Raw genomic sequence first — 16,479 nt, 5'->3', positions numbered from 1 at the left:
GTGAGATGCGCTACCCTTCAGCACCGGGCGATGGAAGCGTGCTGCGGGCAGTCGGCGCAGACCCGGCAAGCCACTGCCGTGCGATCGCGGTGTCGGCATCACCGAATTCATGGCCCGACGCGACGATGCGCGCATCGACCTCGGAGCCGCGCTCGCTCAGCAGCGTCACCAGGGCCGGCGCGAAGGGCCCATAGGTCTGGTCTGCCGCGCCGGCGATGATCAGCACCCGCGTTCCGGCGAGATCGGTCGCCGGCGCGTCGTCGAGCACCGGCATCGCTCTCAGCAATGCAGCCTGCGGCACCAGCCCGGGATGAAGCAGCATGAGCGTGGAAACCAGATTGGCGCCGTTCGAATAACCGAGGAAAGTCGAGCGTGAGAGATCGAGCCCGTGGCGTTGCGCGGCTTCAGTTGCGAATCGGGCGAAGGCAGCCGTCTCGGCGCGGATGCTCGACTGCTCGAAACTGGTCGGCGTGATTCGCTCGAACCAGCGGAAACCGTCCTCCTGGCGGATGCGGCCGCGTGCCGCGACAAGCACAGCGCGCGGCGCGATCTGCCTTGCCAGCGGCGCCAGCGTCGTTTCGTCCACCCCCGATCCGTGCAGAACGAAAAGGCATTCGCCGCTGTCATTTGCCGGTTTCATCAAGCGGTAGGAAAAAGGCAGATCATCGTGCAGCACGCTGTTTTTGTTGACATGTTCGGACATGATCACATCCTGTTGATTTCATGGTGATTTCGCTGATTTGCCGGCTTCAAAACGGAATGTTTTCAAGCTCCGCGAAAGTTGATTGAACCGGGCGCATTTCAGACCGTTTCTGCGCCGATAGACTCCCGACGGGAGGAATCGAAGCGGTGCGTCGGGGGTCGCATTGCTGGAGATGAAACACCAGCTCTGAGGCCTTTTGTCGATGACCATCCCCGTTTCTGAGCGCGACATGCGTATCCATGATCGCGATGCGCGTATCTATGATCGCGATGCGCGTATCAAAGATCGCGACACGCGTATCGACGTGCTGCGCGCGCTCGCGCTGCTCACCATTTTCGTCGATCATGTGCCGGGCACCTTCTTCGAGAACCTGACCTACAAGAACCTCGGCTTTTCCGATGCGGCCGAGGCCTTCGTATTGATCTCCGGCATCTCGGTGGCGCTTGCCTATGGCACCAAGTTCAAGCCCGGCGGCAGGCTGCTGGCGACCCTGAAGATGTGGCGGCGCGCCGGCGTGCTCTATGTCACCCATATCGTCATCACCATGGCGGTGATCGCCATGTTCTGCGCCGCGGCGATGTTTGCCCATCGGCCGGAGCTGTTGAAAATGATCAACATCGAGCCGCTGATGAAGAACACGCCGGAAGTGCTGCTCGGCATCGTCACGCTCGGCCATCAACTCGGCTACAACAACATCCTGCCGGTCTATGCCGCGCTGCTGCTGGCGGCGCCGGCCTTCGTCCTGTTCGTCAGCTACCGACCGGTGGCTGCGCTGATTGTGTCCGGTCTGCTGTGGCTGGTTGCCGGGGTCTGGCAGATCGCGCCGCCGAACTATCCGGAGCCGGGTCTCTGGTTCCTCAACCCGCTGTCCTGGCAGTTCCTGTTCAACATCGGCCTTGCCGCCATGCTCCACGTCAGGCGCGGCGGGGAGATTCCGCTCAACCGCTGGCTGGTGGGCTTTGCCTTGGTCTATGTGATCGGCGCGGCGATCTGGGTGCACAGCCCGCTCTGGGGGCAGATCACCTGGTTCAACCTGCCGGTGGTGATCGGCGGCTTCGATAAGACCTTCCTGTCGCTGCCGCGGCTGCTGCACATCCTGGCGGTCAGCTACATGATCGTCGCCCTGCCGGCCGTGTCGAATCTCTTCCGCGTCAGGCCCGACAATCCGCTGGCGATCCTCGGCAAGCGTTCGCTGCCGGTGTTCATAGCCGGCACGGTGATCGCCATGGCGGCCCAGGTGCTGAAACTGATCAATCCGGGCGGCCTGGCCTATGACACGCTGTTGATCGCCGCCGGCATCGCCATGCAGTTCGCGCTGGCGCTCTATCTGGAATGGCTCGCCGGTCTCGGCCCGGCCCGCGCCAAGCCGGCGCGCGAGGAGCCCGCGCGCGCCGCGTTCGGCCCGCAGCCGGTGCCGGCGAGGGCAGGCGGGTATTGATTCCGCTCAGGCGTTCGGCGCTGGGCCGGTCGAGGCCCTGACGATGAGCTCGACGCCCATCGTCTCGCGCCGCACCGTGCCGTCGAAGTCGAGGATCATGCGCGCCGCCCGCCGGCCGATCTCGGTGATCGGCTGGGCGATAGTGGTCAGCGGCGGTTCGCAGAGAGCGGCGTCCGGCACGCCGTCGAAGCCGACGATGGAGACGTCCTCCGGCACTTTGAGGCCTCGCGCGGTCAGCCATTCGATGGCGATCAGGGCCATCCTGTCCGACATCGCCAGGATGGCGGTCGGCCGCTCGCCGCCGAAAAAGATCGCTTCGAGGCCAGCCCTGGTGCTCTTTTCCTCGTTTTCGGTTTCGAAGATCGGGATCTTTGTCGTGTCGACGCCGAAGCGGGACAACTCCTCGAAATAGCCGGCGAGGCGATCGCGTGTTCCCGTATAGACCGCTGAGCGGACCATTTCCGGCGTAACGAAGCCGGTGCGGTCCTCGCCGAGGGTCAGCGACAGAACCGCGAAGCGACGATGGCCGAGCTCGGCGAGATGGCGCGCGGCGAGCCGGCCGCCGGCGACATTGTCGACGCCGATCGCCGAAATGGTCTCATCATGAAAGCCGAGCTCCAGCGCCACGAAGGGCAGCCTGCGCTCGCGCGTCAGGTCGACCAGGCGCGAGCCGCCTTCGATACAGAACAGGATGAAGCCATCGACGAGCGCGCTCTGGATGTTCCAGGCGAGCTTTTCCTGGTTGGCGGCCGAGACCAGGGCGATGCCGGCGCCGGTGGCGTCGCAGGCTTCGGAGATGCCGGCCATCATGACGCGGGCGAAGGGATCCTCGAAGAAATAGGAGAGAGGCTCGGTCGTGCCGACGCCGATGGCGTTGACCTTGCCAGCGCGGAGCAGGCGCCCCTTGGGATCGGGGCCGGCATAACCCATCGCCTCCGCCACCGCCTTGACCCTTTCGCGCACCTCGGCGCGCACGATCTCGGGGCGGCTGAAGACATTGGAGGCCGTGCCGTGCGAGACGCCGGCGGCCTTGGCGATGTCGGCCAGCCGGACGGGTCGTGCCTGGCCTTCGACGGGTGATGTCATGTCGTTCCTCCGAATCCGGTCACGGGACGAACATGACCGCGTAATGGTTGCCGGTCATCTAACATTTTTCTTGGATCGATTCAAATTTTGCTTGACTTCGGCGGCGTGATGCATATGATTGAATCGATCCAATCACTTTGAACGGGTTGGAGCAAAAATGCAGAAGGAGGGTGCCATGCATCCGATCAACTGTCTGTTCGAGGACGTCTATCGCAACGATTGGGGCATTGCCTCGGGCGCGCTGAGTGAACGGCGCCGTGGCAAGGCAAGCGCGTGGAAGCGTGAGCCGCACTTCGTCGTGGAGCGCAAGCGCGCCTGAGCAGCCAGTCTTTTTTGCGTCGATCGATTGGATCGATTCAATAAATCGATCCAGTAAATGGAGATCCGTCATGCATCCGATCAGCCACCTTTTCCAGGACATCTATCGCAACTATTGGGGCATCTCGCCGGCGACCGACCGGCCGGAGCGGCAGCGCGCGGCGAAGCCGGCGACGCGCAGGCGCAACCTTTTTCAGAAGCGCCGGTGACACCGGCGCGCTTCCGTTCGCCGGACCTTGTCGCTATGAACCGATCTGAGGGCGCAGGCGCCACAATGCCGAGACCGCGATCGCCAGCCAGCCGGCGATAAGCAGGGTGCCGCCGATCGGCGCCGACATCGGAAACAGTCGCGAGCCGAGAAAATCCCGGGCCAGAAGATCGCTCGAGAACAGCAACAGGCCGACGAGCAGCAGCAGGCTTGCGATCCTGAGACACCGGTTGCCGCCGATAAGGCCGATGGCGAGGAAGACCGGCGCATGCATCAACAGGAAAGACGCCGCCGTGCCGGTGAAGGCGCCGCCGCGATGCGCGGCGGCGGCCGAAAGCGCCACGCCAGCGGCGCCGACGAGGCCGCCCGCCAGCACGAGGATACGGCTGCCGCCATTTGAGGACTGCCCGGCAAGGCTCATTTTGATGCTCCGTCTTCGGGTGGGCGCCGATCAGGATTCGCCGGCTTCCAGCAGCATATGCCGCGCCCGCCGCGACTGGACAATCCAGTTATAGGCCGCACCCAGCGCCATCAGCACGCAGGTGCCCAGAAACACCGCCCGCATTCCGAAATGGCCGCCGACGAAGCCGCCGGCGAGCGGTCCAGCGACCTGGCCGACATATTGCGCGGAGATCGACAGACCGAGCACATTGCCGCCGACGCCGTCCGGGATGTTGTGGCGGATGACGCTGGTGATGCAGGGCAGCAGGCCGCCCAGCGCCAGGCCCATCAGGAAACGCAGACCGATGAGCTGCCAGCCGTCGCTGACGAAAGCCTGCGGGATGAGCAGCAGCGCCGAGACCGCGAGAGCGCCGACGACGACATTCCAATGGCCGACGCGGTCGGCGAGCTTGCCCAGCCACGAGGAGGACAGGATTGTGCCGAGTGCTGCCGCCGACATCACCACGCCCGCGACCATCGTCACCTTGCTCTGGTCCTCGACAAGCTGCTGCACATAGACGGTGATGATCGGCTCGATCGACATTGTGGCGAAGGCGAGCAGCATGCCGGTCGTCAGCATCGCGACCACCGGGCGCTTGTCGGGGATCTGCGACCAGCCGCTCTTCGGCTTTGCCGCCGAGACAGGTTTGGGCGCCGGCGGGTTTTCCTTGATCAGGAAGGTCGTGGCCAGGAAGGCCAGGAAGATGACGCCGCCCGAGAGCAGGAAGGTGGCGCGGATGCCGATCACGGGCGGCAGCAGACCGCCGAGCAGCGGGCCGACCAGAGAGCCCGCCGTGATGCCGGCCGCCAGCACGCCGAGCGCCCACCCGGAGCGGTCCTTGGGCGTCTGCATCGCCACCAATATCGTCGAACCCGAGGAGTAGCCGCCGGCAAAGCCGATCAGCAGGCGAAGCAGCACCAATTGCCACACGCTTTCCACCATGCCGGTCAGCGACATGCAGATCGCCATGCCGAACGAAGCGCGCACCAGCATCAGCTTGCGGCCGTAGCGGTCGCCGAGCCGCCCCCAAAGCGGCGCGACCAGTGCCGCCGCGAAGAAGGTGGCGCCATAGGCAATGCCCGACCACTGCACGATCGCGGCATGCCCCACGGCTCCCAACTGCTCGACATAAAGCGGCAGGAAGGGCAACAGCAGCGTCATGGCGATCAGCGTGCTGAACGAGCCGGCGAAGCAGACGGCGAGATTGCGCCGCCAATGGACGTTGTAGCCGCTCTGTTCCGAAGTGTCGTCCGCCATGTCATGCCTGCCCGGGATTGTTCCGGATACCGTTTTGGGATACCAGGTCGGTATCCGTCATGAACCTCAACCCAGCCGCTGTCAATGCGGCGCCGAAAAGCGGAACGCCAATGTCGCAGATGCAGAATGTCGAAAGGCAGCTTCGCGAGATGATCCTCGGCCTCGAGATCGGCCCAGGCGAGCGGCTGACCGAGCGTTGGATCGAAAGTCGCTTCGGCGCCTCGCGCACCCCGGTCAGGGCGGCTCTGCTGCGTCTCGAGACCGAGGGGCTGATCGGCCGCGATGGCCGGGGTTGGACGGTGGCGCCGATCAATCTTGCCGAGCTTGGCCAGATCGCCGTCTATCGCGAGGCGGTCGAAGTGGCGGCGGTGCGGTTGACGGCCTCCCTCGATGATCGCAGCGGGGTCGAGGTGATCGCAGCGATGCTCGATTCCTGCGACGCCGACACGCCGCGCGAGGAATGGCACCGTGTCGGCATGGATTTTCACATCGAGCTGGCCAGGCTTTCCGGCAATGAATTCCTGTTGCGGGCCGTGCGCGACGCGATGACCAGGCTGTCTCGCGCCCGTTGGCTGGAAGTGCGCGACGAGAAAGCCCTTGGCCGTGCCTGGGCCGAGCACCATGCCATCCTGGCAGCTGTGCGGGCCGGTGATGGCGAGGACGCGGCGCTGTTGCTCTCGGTGCATATCGCGGGCAGCCGCGACCGGCTGGTGACGTCGCTGCATGACGACCGGCGCGGCCTGCGGGCCAGGGGCTTCGCCGTCGTCGCTGCCTGATCTCGTGCCGTATCGCCGAATATTAGGAATCTCACAAGTCCATCGGGCTGCGTGGGCTTGCAAGATGTTCGGCACAATGCTGTAGGAGGCGCGACGGCACATCTTTGAAACGACGGACGCATGGCCTCGCCCTTACGCACCGCAGCGCGGGTATTTTATTTCGTTCGCAACATCACGCGCGATGTGCTGCCGCAGGCTCTCTTTCGCCAGCGCCTGGCCGGCCGGCTGCAGCAGGCGAAGCTCTCCAGCAAAACGGTCCGCGACCGCGTCAACTACTACAACAGGCTTGACCATAGCTTCGTGCCGAGCCCGGCTGCCGTCCCGGCCGGACAAATACCCAAGTTCGGCAGCATGTACTATTACGACCTGAAGGAGTTTGCCCGCTACTTCGATCGCGACCTGCTCATCGATCTCGAATTCGGCGATGTCGTCGACGTGCCCGCGATACCGGCAATCGTCAAGGACCGGCCGATCCGCGACGGCAACGGCAACGCCGTGATCATGAAGCTCGACAAGTTCCGCCATTTCAACATGCCAAGGGACAATCTGTCCTTCGCCGACAAGCGCCCGATGGCGGTCTGGCGCGGCGATTTCAATAATCCGATCCGCAAGCGGTTCGTCGATGCCGTGCGCGACGTGCCATTGTGCGATGCGGGCTCGCCCAAGCCGAGCGCGCCGGAGGACTACCGCAAGCCGTATCTCACGATCCCGCAGCAGCGGCAGTTCCGCTACATCGTCTCGCTCGAAGGCAACGACGTGGCGACGAACCTGAAATGGATCATGAGCTCGAATTCGCTCTGCCTGATGCCGCCTCCGACCTACGAAACCTGGTTTGCCGAAGCCGAGCTCGAAGCCAATGTCCATTACGTGCCGCTGGCGCCGGATTTTTCGGATGTCGCCGACAAGATCGCCTATTTCGAGAAGCATCCGGCAGAAGCCCAACGCATTACGACGGCGGCCAACGCATATTGCCGCCGATTCAGCAACGAAAGGGACGAACGGGCGGTCTCGCTGCTCGTCCTCTACAAGTATTTCGTGCTGAGCGGCCAGATCGAAGCAGACCCGGAAGTCTGGCGTTTTATCGCGGGCTGACCCGCGCCTTTTAGGGCAATTCCAGGAAAGTGCGTGGCGGTTTCCGTCCGGAATTGCGAAAACAAACAGCTAGAGCGGATCAGCGATCCTATCAAATGCTGAACCGCTCTGGGGCGTGGGAGGTTGCGCAATCGCTCAGATATCGCTGCGGTCGAGCACCAGATCGGCCGGGCCGAAGCGGTCCCTGGCGGTGAACTGCTGGTGCCAGTATGGGTAAAGCACCGGCGGCCGGCTGACGGCGTCGAGGCGAAGGCGTTCGTCAAGCGACAGCGTCAGGCTCGCCGCGGCAAGATTGTCCTTGAGCTGGGCTTCGTTGCGGGCGCCGATCACCAGCGAGGAAACGGCTGGGCGGCCGAGCAGCCAGGCCAACGCCACCTGCGCCGCCGAAACGCCGCGAGCCTTGCCGATCTCGTCCAGCAGGTCGACGATCCGCCACAGCCTGTCCTCGTCGCGGATCGGCGGCTCGGACCAGCCGGCAAGCTGGCGCGCCGTCGGGCTGTCGCGGCGGTATTTGCCGGAAAGCAGGCCGCCCGCCAACGGGCTCCACACCAGCACGCCAAGGCCCTGGTCGACCGAGATCGGCAGCAACTCGTACTCGGCCTCGCGCGCTTCCAGCGTGTAGTGGATCTGCTGGGTGACGAAGCGCGGCTGATGGTGGCTGTCGGCGATCGAGAGCGCCTTCATCACCTGCCAGCCCGAATAGTTGGAGCAGCCGACATAGCGGACCTTGCCCTGGCCGACCAAAGTGTCGAGCGCGGCGATCGTCTCCTCCAGCGGTGTGACGCCATCCCATTCGTGCAGGAAATAGATGTCGATGACATCGGTCTTCAGCCGCTTCAGGCTCCGCTCGCATTCGCGGATCAGATGATGGCGCGACAGGCCTTCGTCGTTGGGGCCGCTGCCGATCCGCATGCGCGCCTTGGAGGCGATCAACACATCGTTCTTACGCTTGCCGCCGAGCGCCTCGCCGACGATCTCCTCCGACAGGCCGTTCGAATAGACGTTTGCGGTGTCGATGAGGTTGATGCCGGCGTCGATGCAGGTATCGATGATGCGCCTGGCCTCCGACAGGTCGGAATTGCCGACGGCGGCGAACGGGCCCGTGCCGCCGAAGGTCATCGTGCCGAGCGTCAATGTCGAAACCTTCAGGCCGGAACGGCCAAGGGTGCGGTATTCCATGTCGGGGTCCTCGCGATTTTGTTTGAAGAGGCGCGCCGTGGCTGTGCGCCGGAAAGAGGCGAGGGCATTTTGTAGGACAATTCGAGCGGCTTGTCGCCCCGCCATCGATACGGGCCGGTCAGATATCGAATAGGCCAGCCCTTGCAATAAAACCGTCATTGCGGGTCTGTATCTCAGTCGGCTTACGGAGTTGCATGTCCGGCCATGCTGGAGCGCACCCGAAGCGAAGGCGGCTAACAGGCAGGCGGAGCAATGTGATGAACGAACTCAAAACAAATTCCGGGGCGAAGGACTGGCTCGAAGCCGAACTCGAGGACACGCTCGACGAAGATTATGAGCTCGAGCTTTCCGAACCTGCGCTCTCGCTCGAGATCGCCAAGATCTATAAGAAGTCGCATCCGCCCTCCATGGAGCGGATGACCTATTTCCGCGAGCTGCTCAGGCTGCAGTCGGAACTGATCAAGCTGCAGTCCTGGGTCGCCTACCACAAGAAGAAGCTGGTGGTGATCTTCGAGGGCCGCGACTCCGCCGGCAAGGGTGGCGTCATCAAGCGCATCACCCAGCGGCTCAACCCGCGCATCGCCCGTGTCGTGGCCTTGCCGGCGCCGACCGAGCGCGAGAAGTCGCAATGGTATTTCCAGCGCTACGTGCCGCATCTCCCCGCTGGCGGCGAGATCGTGCTGTTCGACCGTTCCTGGTACAACCGCTCCGGCGTCGAGCGCGTCATGGGCTTCGCCGACCAGCATCAGGTCGAGGAGTTCTTCCACGACGTGCCGGAATTCGAGCGCATGCTGGTCCGTTCCGGCATCACACTGGTCAAATACTGGTTCTCGATCACCGACGAGGAGCAGCAGATGCGCTTCCTGATGCGCATCCACGATCCGATGAAGCAGTGGAAGCTCTCGCCGATGGACCTGCAGTCGCGCGTGCGCTGGGAGCAGTACACCAAGGCCAAGGAGGAGACCTTCGCCCGCACCAACATCAAGGAAGCCCCCTGGTTCATCGTCGAGGGCAACGATAAGAAGCGCGCCCGGCTGAACTGCATCGACCATCTCTTGCAGCAACTGCCTTACGAGGACGTGCCGCACGAGGAGATCACGCTGCCCGAGCGCGTCTTCAACCCGCAATACGAGCGCCAGGTGCTGCCGCGCGAACTCTACGTGCCGGAGAAGTATTGAGGCACCCCTCCTTCTCCCCTTGTGGGAGAAGGTGTCGCCGAAGGCGACGGATGAGGGGTGTTGGAAGAAATGAGGCGGCGGGATTTGAAGGGTGTTGCCAAGCTGGAGCACCCCTCATCCGGCCGAGCTTCGCTCGGCCACCTTCTCCCACAAGGGGAGAAGGAGAGGGCGCTACGCCCGCCCGATCGTCACATGCGTGGCGTTTGCCGTCGCGACCTGGCTGGTGCAGCGGTAGCCGAGCTTCAACATATCGAGGCCTGCGAAAAGGTGCTCGCCGGAGCCGAGCAGGATTGGCGAGATCGCGAGATGCATCTCGTCGATCAGCTTCTCCTGGAGATATTGCCGGATGGTGGAAACGCCGCCGCCGACGCGCACATCCTTTCCGTTTGCCGCCGCCTTCGCCTGTTCGAGCGCCGAATGGATGCCGTCGGTGACGAAATAGAACGTCGTGCCGCCATCCATGACTATTGGATCGCGCTTGTAATGGGTCAGTACGAAGGTCGGGACGTGGTAGGGCGGGTTGTCGCCCCACCAGCCTTTCCAGTTCTCGTCGGGCCATTCGCCGCGGATTGGCCCGAACATGTTGCGGCCGAGGATCCAGGCGCCGACATTCTCGAAGCTGCGCGCGGCGAAGCTGTCATCGATGTCGGTGGTGCCGCCGTCCACGCCGATTACCATCTCGCGAAAGGTGCGGGTGTCGATCAGCCACTTATGCAGACCTTCGCCGCCGACGCCGAGCGGGTTTTCGAGAGTTTGATCAGGACCGGCGCCGTAGCCGTCGAGCGCCAAGGTGAAAGCGTTGACACACAGCTTGGACATCATTGCCTCCTGAACCGGTTGTAATTTGCAAGTGGTTATGGGATAGCTGAACCGATTGCGGATTGCAAGCAGTAATTTCTGGGGGCGAGCAAAACCAACTCGCCGCCGAACCGGCGCCCGGTTATGCAGCAAGGTATTGGAGGAGGGCCTAGCCCCTCAGCATCTCCGCCACGGTCGGCGCGAAATAGGTGAGAATGCCGTCGCAGCCGGCGCGTTTTAAGGCGAGAAGCGATTCCAGCATCGCCTTCTCGCCGTCGATCCAGCCATTGGCGGCCGCTGCCTTGATCATCGAATATTCGCCCGACACCTGGTAGGCGAAGGTGGGCATCTGCAGTTCGTCCTTCAGCCGGCGGATGATGTCGAGATAGGGCAGACCCGGCTTCACCATCAGCATGTCGGCGCCTTCGGCGAGGTCCTGCTCCGCTTCGCGTACGGCTTCGTCGGAATTGGCGTGGTCGATATAGTAGGTCTTCTTGTCGCCCTTGAGGAGGCCGGCGGTGCCCACCGCCTCGCGATAGGGACCGTAGAAGGCAGAGGCGAATTTCGTCGCGTAGGACATGATCGCCACGTCCTGGAAACCGTTGGCGTCGAGCGCGTCGCGGATTGCGCCGATGCGGCCGTCCATCATGTCGGACGGCGCGATGATGTCGGCGCCCGCCGCTGCCTGGATGACGGCCGCCGCCGCCACCTGCTCCACCGTCTGGTCGTTGACGATGATGCCGTCGCGCAAGATACCGTCGTGGCCGTGGCTGGTGAACGGATCGAGCGCGGCGTCGGTGATGATGCCGATCTCCGGCACCGCGTCCTTGATGGCGCGCGTGGCGCGGTTGATGATGTTTTCCGGGTCGAGGATGTGCGACCCGGTCTCGTCGCGCAGCGAAAGCTCGACATTTGGGAAAGTGGCGATAGCGGGGATGCCGAGCTTGGCGGCTCGCTCCGCCTCTTTGACCGCGAGATCGACGGAGAGGCGATAGACGTCCGGCATGGCGGCGATCGGCTCGCGCACATTTTTGCCGTCGACGACGAAGATCGGCCAGATCAGGTCGTTCACCGAGAGCTGGTTCTCCTGCACCAGCCGGCGCGACCAGTCGGCCTTGCGCATGCGCCTCAGCCGCCGGCTGCCGGTGATCTCGTCAACGCTGCGCGCGCCTGCGGGTTTCGCGGGGGTGATTCTGTTCATCGCCAAAACTCTCTTTTGGTTCCGGCTTCTACCACGCGGCCCTGCCGCTGACCAATGCGACACGATTGTGCCAAGGTCGAAGCTGCCAATCTCCCCCTTGTGGTCCGGCAGGGCAAGGGGGGCGCTGTCCCGCCATACGTTTCCGATAGTTACGGCTGACCATTCCCCGATAGAATTTGCGCCGCACCCCTCACAGCCACGCGAAAGGCCTCGTCGAAGCTGACGCCGCGGACTTGCCATTGATAGGTCTTGCCGCGATCGGCCAGCCGCCAGTCGGCGATCCAGCCGAGGTCCTTGTCGCTCCACACGATGCTGCCGGCTAGCGTCTTGCTGGCGCCAGTTCCCTTTGCAAGCCGGTCGAGCTTTGCCATCTCGGCGGCTCGCAACCCCTTTTCATTGAGCCCGGCAAGCTGAGCGGCCTTTGGAAAGGTGACGCGCATCAGCATCGGCGCGGTGGCATTGCCGAAGGACTCGCGCATCGTCTCGCCGCGATCCTCGTCGGCCGTCAGCACGAAATGCCTCGCGCCTTGCTCGGCCGTGAGCAGGACGGCGAGCGTCGGCCGCTCGCCGTGCCAGGGCTTGCTGCCGAGCTGCGCCAGGAGCTTGTCGATCACGGCGGGCTTGTAGAGGCAGGTGAGATCGTGCGGCCTGTCATGCGTGCCTTGCTCGTCATGGACCGGAATGCCTTCCAGCCGGTCGTGGTAGCGGAAGGATTGGACGAAGTCGGCCGCCTTGCCACGCAGCGCCAGCATCTCCGGCTTCTGCGTCAGCCGCTGGTCGCCGGAGACCTTGACCAGCACCTTGTCCAGGCAATCCTTGAAGCCGATCTGCCGGTTCGGTTCGCCGGTGCCGGTGACGATGGTCTGCGCCTGGTAGAGCTCGGCGGTGGTCGCAGCCATGGCGACGCGAGAGACGAGGCAGATGGCGAACAGGCCGATAAAACTGGCTGCGAGACGAGAAAATCCTGACATGTCTTGCCGGTTGGTTCGAAGAGGCCATTTCTAGCACCGGGCGCGGATGGCGGCCATAACTGGTTGCCGGCTAACTTGGGACAAAGGCATGGCTTTCATCTGGTTCATCTACGCCGCCTGGCTGCTGCTGATTGTCTATCTGACTGTTCAGGCGATTGGTGTGAAACCCGATACGGAACCGCATCTGCTGCAGAGTTTCGGACTGATGTTTGCCATGATCGCGGCTTTCCTGCTGCCGCGCCTGCCATTGTTTGCCTTCGTCAATTTCGCACCCGTCAACCCCGTCCTGAGCAGCATCGGCGCCGTTCTGGCGGTTGCCGGCATGGCGCTGCTGGTCTGGGCGCGGCAGATCCTCGGCCGCAACTGGAGCCAGACCGTTTCCGCCAAGCAGGACCATGAGCTGGTGACGTCCGGCCCATACCGCCTGCTGCGCCATCCCATGTATACGGGCGGCCTGCTCGCATGCATCGGCTCGGCGATCGCGGTTGGCGGGCCATTCGTCTTTCTCCTCGTCCTGCTGGGGGCAATCTTCATCTGGCGCGTCGGCGCCGAGGATCGGCTCCTGGCGCGTCAGTTTCCCGATGAATTCCCGGACTATGCGCGTCGAACCAACGCGCTCATCCCCTTCGTCTGGTAGTGCCCGCCGCAAAAGGGTACTCGACAATTGACGTTCGCCCGGTCGCCGCTTAGCACTTCAGTCCCCCTGGAAGGGCGGGAAGAAGGATTCTGCGGTGATGGATTTTGGCGGAGGCGACGAGATTCGCTTCGAGCGGTTGGGCAAGGCGGGCGTCGTCACGCTGACGCGGCCGCAGGCGCTCAATGCCGTCACCCATCGCATGGTCAGGGCGCTCGGCAAGGCGCTCGATGCCTGGGAGGGCGATGCCGGCGTCGCCGTTGTCGTCGTCAAGGCCGAGGGCAGGGCGTTTTCCGCCGGCGGCGACATCCTGCACATCTACGAGGCCGGCCGCGCCGGCAAGCCGCCGGTCGACTTCTTCGCCGACGAGTACCGCCTCAACGCCCGCATCGCGCGCTTCAGGAAACCCTATGTCGCATTGATCGACGGCATCGTGATGGGCGGCGGCGTCGGCATCTCCTTCCACGGCTCACACCGCGTGCTGACGGAGAAAGCGCAGTTCGCCATGCCTGAAGTCGGCATCGGCTTCTTCCCGGATGTCGGCGCCAGCCATTTGCTGCCCGATCTCGGCGGCAGTTTCGGCATGTATCTGGCGCTGACGGGAAACCGCATACGCCATGGCGATGCGCTGTGGTCGGGCCTCGCCACGCACACCATCAAGGCCGAGGACCAGGCCGGCCTGCTTGACGAGTTGGCGGCATCGGGAGATCCGGGTGAGGAACTGCGCGGCTTTTTCACGCCGGCAAAGCGCGAGACGGAGCGGCAGGATCTGGAAGCGATTGCCCGCCATTTTTCGAAAACCTCGCTGACCGGCATCATCGCCAGCCTCGAGGAGGCTGCCGCCACCGACGCCTTCGCCGCCAAGACGCTGGCGACGATCAGGACGCGTTCGCCGACCAGCCTCAACGTCGCCTGGCGCGAGATCAGCGCCGGGCTGACGCTGTCGATGGACGAGTGCATGAAGATGGAGTTCCGCATCCTCAACCGGATGCTTGCCGGCCACGACTTCTACGAAGGCATCCGCGCTGCCATCATCGATAAGGGCTCGAAGCCGGAGTGGCGCCCGGCAAGCCTCGAAGCGGTGAGCGCCGCCGATGTCGACGCCTATTTCGCGCCGCTCGGGGCAGGGGAGCTCGATCTGTGAGCGAGGTGACCTCCAGGCGCGTGGTGCTGCAGCCCTCGACCACCGAGGTCATCTTCGCCTGGTTCCAGCGCGTGATTGCCGGCTATTGCCTGCTCTTCGGCATCCTCTACTGGATCCGGCTGATCGGCATCTATCCGGGCGAGCTCTGGCGCTTCGACCTGATGCCGGTGCATTGGCAGGTAGCCGCGGCCACGCTTGCCGTCTTCTTTCCGTTCGCTGCCGCCGGCTTGTGGATGCTTGCCTCGTGGGGGCCGGTGATCTGGTTCATCTGCGCGGCGACCGAGACCGTCATGTATGCCGGCTTTCCCAACCTCTTCGGCCATCGGCTGCTGATCGTCATCTCGCATGCCTGCGTGGCGCTGCTCTACATCATCTTCCGGGTGGTCATCTGGCTGCAGAAGCGGCGGCTCAGGCAGTAATGCATGTCGCCCGAAAGTGGGCAGCGGTTTCGGGAGAACGACATGCATCAGATCAAACACCCAAAGCGCATCGCCTGAGGCTGCCTTCAGGGCGACTCGCTTGGGTTGCCAGATGGCTCCGGGAACCTAGATTCCAGGGCAGCGATTTGCCCCAAAACCGTTGGCTAAATCTTTAGGTTAATTGTTCTTGCTCGCGTGACCGTTCGTTAAGCCTCTTTCGAAACCTCTTACCGGTAAGCTCTTGTTAGCCCTGGCGTTTAAGTCGAATTTTATGAGTATTCGATAGTGTCGCGATCAAGGTGAAGAACAAAAAATCACCGGGCGACAAACGAGAGGCAAAAGACAATGATCAATTCGCGTCCGGCGGCGAAGACCGCCAACGTATCCGACGACCGCCGCGAGGCGATCCGTTCGCTGTACATGGAATCGCTGCAGCTGGTGGAGCGCCTGCACCGCCGTCTGCTTGACGTGATCAAGGACGAGTTCGACCGCAATGGCCGCTCCGACATCAACGCCATCCAGGCGCTGCTGCTGTTCAACATCGGCAATTCGGAGCTGACCGCCGGCGAGCTGCGCTCGCGTGGTTATTATCTCGGCTCGAATGTTTCCTATAACCTGAAGAAGCTGGTCGACCTCGGCTTCATCAACCACCAGCGCTCGCGCATCGATCGCCGCTCGGTCCGCGTCTCGCTGACGCCGAAGGGCAACGAGGTGGCCGACGTCGTCGCCGGCCTCTACGAGCGCCATGTCGGCTCGATCGAGGCGGTCGGCGGCATCAACACCGACGAGTTCAAGCAGATGAACCGGGCCCTGCAGCGCCTCGACCGCTTCTGGAACGATACCATCGCGTACCGGATGTGAGCGCATTCGAAATCTGAGATATCGAGCGCGCCGAAGAAGCGTGACCCGAGGGAAAGAGCAGGGGCTGGTGCCGAAAGGTGCCGGCCCTTTTCTTTTGCGGATGCGGGGCTGCAGCTGCGAATGCGGGCTACAGTGGGGCGCTTGACCGCCGGGCAGAGCGCGTGGAAGCTCTCCGGCCAAAGGGGAGAGCTTCATGCGCTACGTCCTGCTTGCGATTTCCGTTTTCATCCTCGCTTCGCCGGCTTCCGCCAAGACGCTCTACTATGGCAGCAGGGCGGGCATGGAGGTCACGATCGTCAAAAAGTCCGGCATCGGCACAGCGCATGCCAGCATATTGACCAAGCACACCAGGCAGAACGCCATTGGCTTTTGCCGCGACTATGTCGGCAAGGTGACCGAGGATTGCATTGCCGGGGAAATGAACACGCCGTTGCATCTGGAAATCACCGCGGACTGCAAGGCCGGCAAGTTCACCAACTTTTACGGCGCCCACATGCTCTTCCAAGGACGCAGCCCCGCCGGCAGTGCAACCGACTTTCTGATCACTGATACGGACGAGAACGTGGTTCTCGATGGCTCGGGCGCCTCCGGCTACGACTATACAATCGATCAATTCAAAGCCCTGTGCCCGAACCGGGTGAAGTAGGAGTAAGCGGACCTGCCGAAACGGCTGCGATGCCAAAATGCATCGGTCCCTTTTCTTTGATGGCATCGCCGCAAGCAAATCGCGGGCCAAGGCCACGTTGCCGCCATAATCGCGGGCAATGCGAAATG

19 protein-coding genes are annotated in these 16,479 nt (G+C 63.4%); 11 read left to right on the top strand and 8 right to left on the bottom strand.

The features are described 5' to 3' along the window. Window positions 1-10: 10 nt before the first annotated feature. A complete protein-coding gene (locus EJ067_RS01055; RefSeq protein ID WP_126084266.1) occupies window positions 11-703 on the bottom strand; it encodes an alpha/beta hydrolase in 693 nt (230 codons plus the stop codon). 229 nt (window positions 704-932) lie between these two features. On the opposite strand from EJ067_RS01055, the gene opgC reads away from it, so the two are divergent. Continuing rightward, complete coding sequence (gene opgC / locus EJ067_RS01050; RefSeq protein ID WP_245468128.1) at window positions 933-2,141, top strand: OpgC domain-containing protein; 1,209 nt, start codon at window positions 933-935, stop codon at window positions 2,139-2,141. A gap of 6 nt (window positions 2,142-2,147) precedes the next feature. Here the strand turns inward: opgC and EJ067_RS01045 are convergent, their stop codons facing one another. Continuing rightward, window positions 2,148-3,227 (bottom strand): substrate-binding domain-containing protein, encoded by a 1,080-nt coding sequence (locus EJ067_RS01045; protein WP_126084264.1) that lies wholly within the window; start codon window positions 3,225-3,227, stop codon window positions 2,148-2,150. 175 nt (window positions 3,228-3,402) lie between these two features. On the opposite strand from EJ067_RS01045, the gene EJ067_RS34330 reads away from it, so the two are divergent. Together EJ067_RS34330 and EJ067_RS34325 are read left to right on the top strand one after the other, a co-directional pair. Continuing rightward, the gene (locus tag EJ067_RS34330) at window positions 3,403-3,546 is read left to right on the top strand and encodes a hypothetical protein (protein WP_189510280.1); all 144 of its coding nucleotides are present in this window, start codon (window positions 3,403-3,405) and stop codon (window positions 3,544-3,546) included. Between the two features lie 70 nt (window positions 3,547-3,616). Continuing rightward, entirely contained in the window at window positions 3,617-3,754 is a 138-nt protein-coding gene (locus EJ067_RS34325; RefSeq protein WP_189510278.1) for a hypothetical protein, read from the top strand. A 33-nt stretch (window positions 3,755-3,787) separates the two neighbouring features. Here EJ067_RS34325 and EJ067_RS01040 read toward each other — a convergent pair whose 3' ends face one another. Both EJ067_RS01040 and EJ067_RS01035 read right to left on the bottom strand, forming a co-directional pair. Further along, on the bottom strand, window positions 3,788-4,174 hold the full coding sequence (locus EJ067_RS01040) for a DUF423 domain-containing protein (RefSeq protein ID WP_126084263.1): 387 nt from the start codon (window positions 4,172-4,174) through the stop codon (window positions 3,788-3,790). 30 nt (window positions 4,175-4,204) lie between these two features. Beyond that, window positions 4,205-5,452, bottom strand: a complete 1,248-nt coding sequence (locus EJ067_RS01035; protein WP_126084262.1) for an MFS transporter — start codon at window positions 5,450-5,452, stop codon at window positions 4,205-4,207. A gap of 110 nt (window positions 5,453-5,562) precedes the next feature. Here EJ067_RS01035 and EJ067_RS01030 point away from each other — a divergent pair, with 110 nt between their 5' ends. Together EJ067_RS01030 and EJ067_RS01025 are read left to right on the top strand one after the other, a co-directional pair. Continuing rightward, complete coding sequence (locus EJ067_RS01030; protein WP_126084261.1) at window positions 5,563-6,228, top strand: GntR family transcriptional regulator; 666 nt, start codon at window positions 5,563-5,565, stop codon at window positions 6,226-6,228. A 120-nt stretch (window positions 6,229-6,348) separates the two neighbouring features. After that, window positions 6,349-7,320 carry a glycosyl transferase family 90 gene (locus EJ067_RS01025; protein ID WP_126084260.1) on the top strand — a complete coding sequence of 324 codons (972 nt, stop codon included), beginning with the start codon at window positions 6,349-6,351 and terminating at the stop codon, window positions 7,318-7,320. A gap of 135 nt (window positions 7,321-7,455) precedes the next feature. On the opposite strand, the gene EJ067_RS01020 is transcribed toward EJ067_RS01025, so the two are convergent. Beyond that, window positions 7,456-8,499 carry an aldo/keto reductase gene (locus tag EJ067_RS01020; protein WP_126084259.1) on the bottom strand — a complete coding sequence of 348 codons (1,044 nt, stop codon included), beginning with the start codon at window positions 8,497-8,499 and terminating at the stop codon, window positions 7,456-7,458. 257 nt (window positions 8,500-8,756) lie between these two features. Here EJ067_RS01020 and ppk2 point away from each other — a divergent pair, with 257 nt between their 5' ends. Next, window positions 8,757-9,677 (top strand): polyphosphate kinase 2, encoded by a 921-nt coding sequence (ppk2, locus tag EJ067_RS01015; protein WP_126084258.1) that lies wholly within the window; start codon window positions 8,757-8,759, stop codon window positions 9,675-9,677. 171 nt (window positions 9,678-9,848) lie between these two features. Here the strand turns inward: ppk2 and EJ067_RS01010 are convergent, their stop codons facing one another. From EJ067_RS01010 to EJ067_RS01000, 3 genes are all read right to left on the bottom strand, one after another. Next, the gene (locus tag EJ067_RS01010) at window positions 9,849-10,496 is read right to left on the bottom strand and encodes a dihydrofolate reductase family protein (RefSeq protein ID WP_126084257.1); all 648 of its coding nucleotides are present in this window, start codon (window positions 10,494-10,496) and stop codon (window positions 9,849-9,851) included. Window positions 10,497-10,644: 148 nt separating this feature from the next. After that, window positions 10,645-11,676, bottom strand: coding sequence for a porphobilinogen synthase (hemB, locus tag EJ067_RS01005; protein ID WP_126084256.1), 1,032 nt, complete (start codon window positions 11,674-11,676; stop codon window positions 10,645-10,647). Window positions 11,677-11,825: 149 nt separating this feature from the next. Beyond that, window positions 11,826-12,647, bottom strand: a complete 822-nt coding sequence (locus EJ067_RS01000) for a DUF2066 domain-containing protein (protein WP_126084255.1) — start codon at window positions 12,645-12,647, stop codon at window positions 11,826-11,828. Window positions 12,648-12,735: 88 nt separating this feature from the next. Here EJ067_RS01000 and EJ067_RS00995 point away from each other — a divergent pair, with 88 nt between their 5' ends. The 5 genes from EJ067_RS00995 (at window position 12,736) to EJ067_RS00975 (ending at window position 16,351) form a co-directional block, all read left to right on the top strand. Beyond that, a complete protein-coding gene (locus EJ067_RS00995; protein ID WP_126084254.1) occupies window positions 12,736-13,284 on the top strand; it encodes an isoprenylcysteine carboxylmethyltransferase family protein in 549 nt (182 codons plus the stop codon). Window positions 13,285-13,381: 97 nt separating this feature from the next. Beyond that, entirely contained in the window at window positions 13,382-14,425 is a 1,044-nt protein-coding gene (locus EJ067_RS00990) for an enoyl-CoA hydratase/isomerase family protein (RefSeq protein ID WP_126084253.1), read from the top strand. Further along, a complete protein-coding gene (locus tag EJ067_RS00985; protein ID WP_126084252.1) occupies window positions 14,422-14,844 on the top strand; it encodes a DUF6163 family protein in 423 nt (140 codons plus the stop codon). The genes EJ067_RS00990 and EJ067_RS00985 overlap by 4 nt, the downstream gene beginning before the upstream one ends. 345 nt (window positions 14,845-15,189) lie before the next feature. Next, entirely contained in the window at window positions 15,190-15,705 is a 516-nt protein-coding gene (locus EJ067_RS00980) for a MarR family winged helix-turn-helix transcriptional regulator (RefSeq protein ID WP_040983294.1), read from the top strand. Window positions 15,706-15,898: 193 nt separating this feature from the next. Further along, a complete protein-coding gene (locus EJ067_RS00975) occupies window positions 15,899-16,351 on the top strand; it encodes a hypothetical protein (RefSeq protein ID WP_126084251.1) in 453 nt (150 codons plus the stop codon). The last annotated feature ends 128 nt before the right edge of the window (window positions 16,352-16,479 follow it).

This window comes from Mesorhizobium sp. M1D.F.Ca.ET.043.01.1.1, assembly GCF_003952385.1.
Classification (GTDB): Bacteria; Pseudomonadota; Alphaproteobacteria; order Rhizobiales; family Rhizobiaceae; genus Mesorhizobium.
This window is presented reverse-complemented; position numbering and strand designations above follow the sequence as displayed.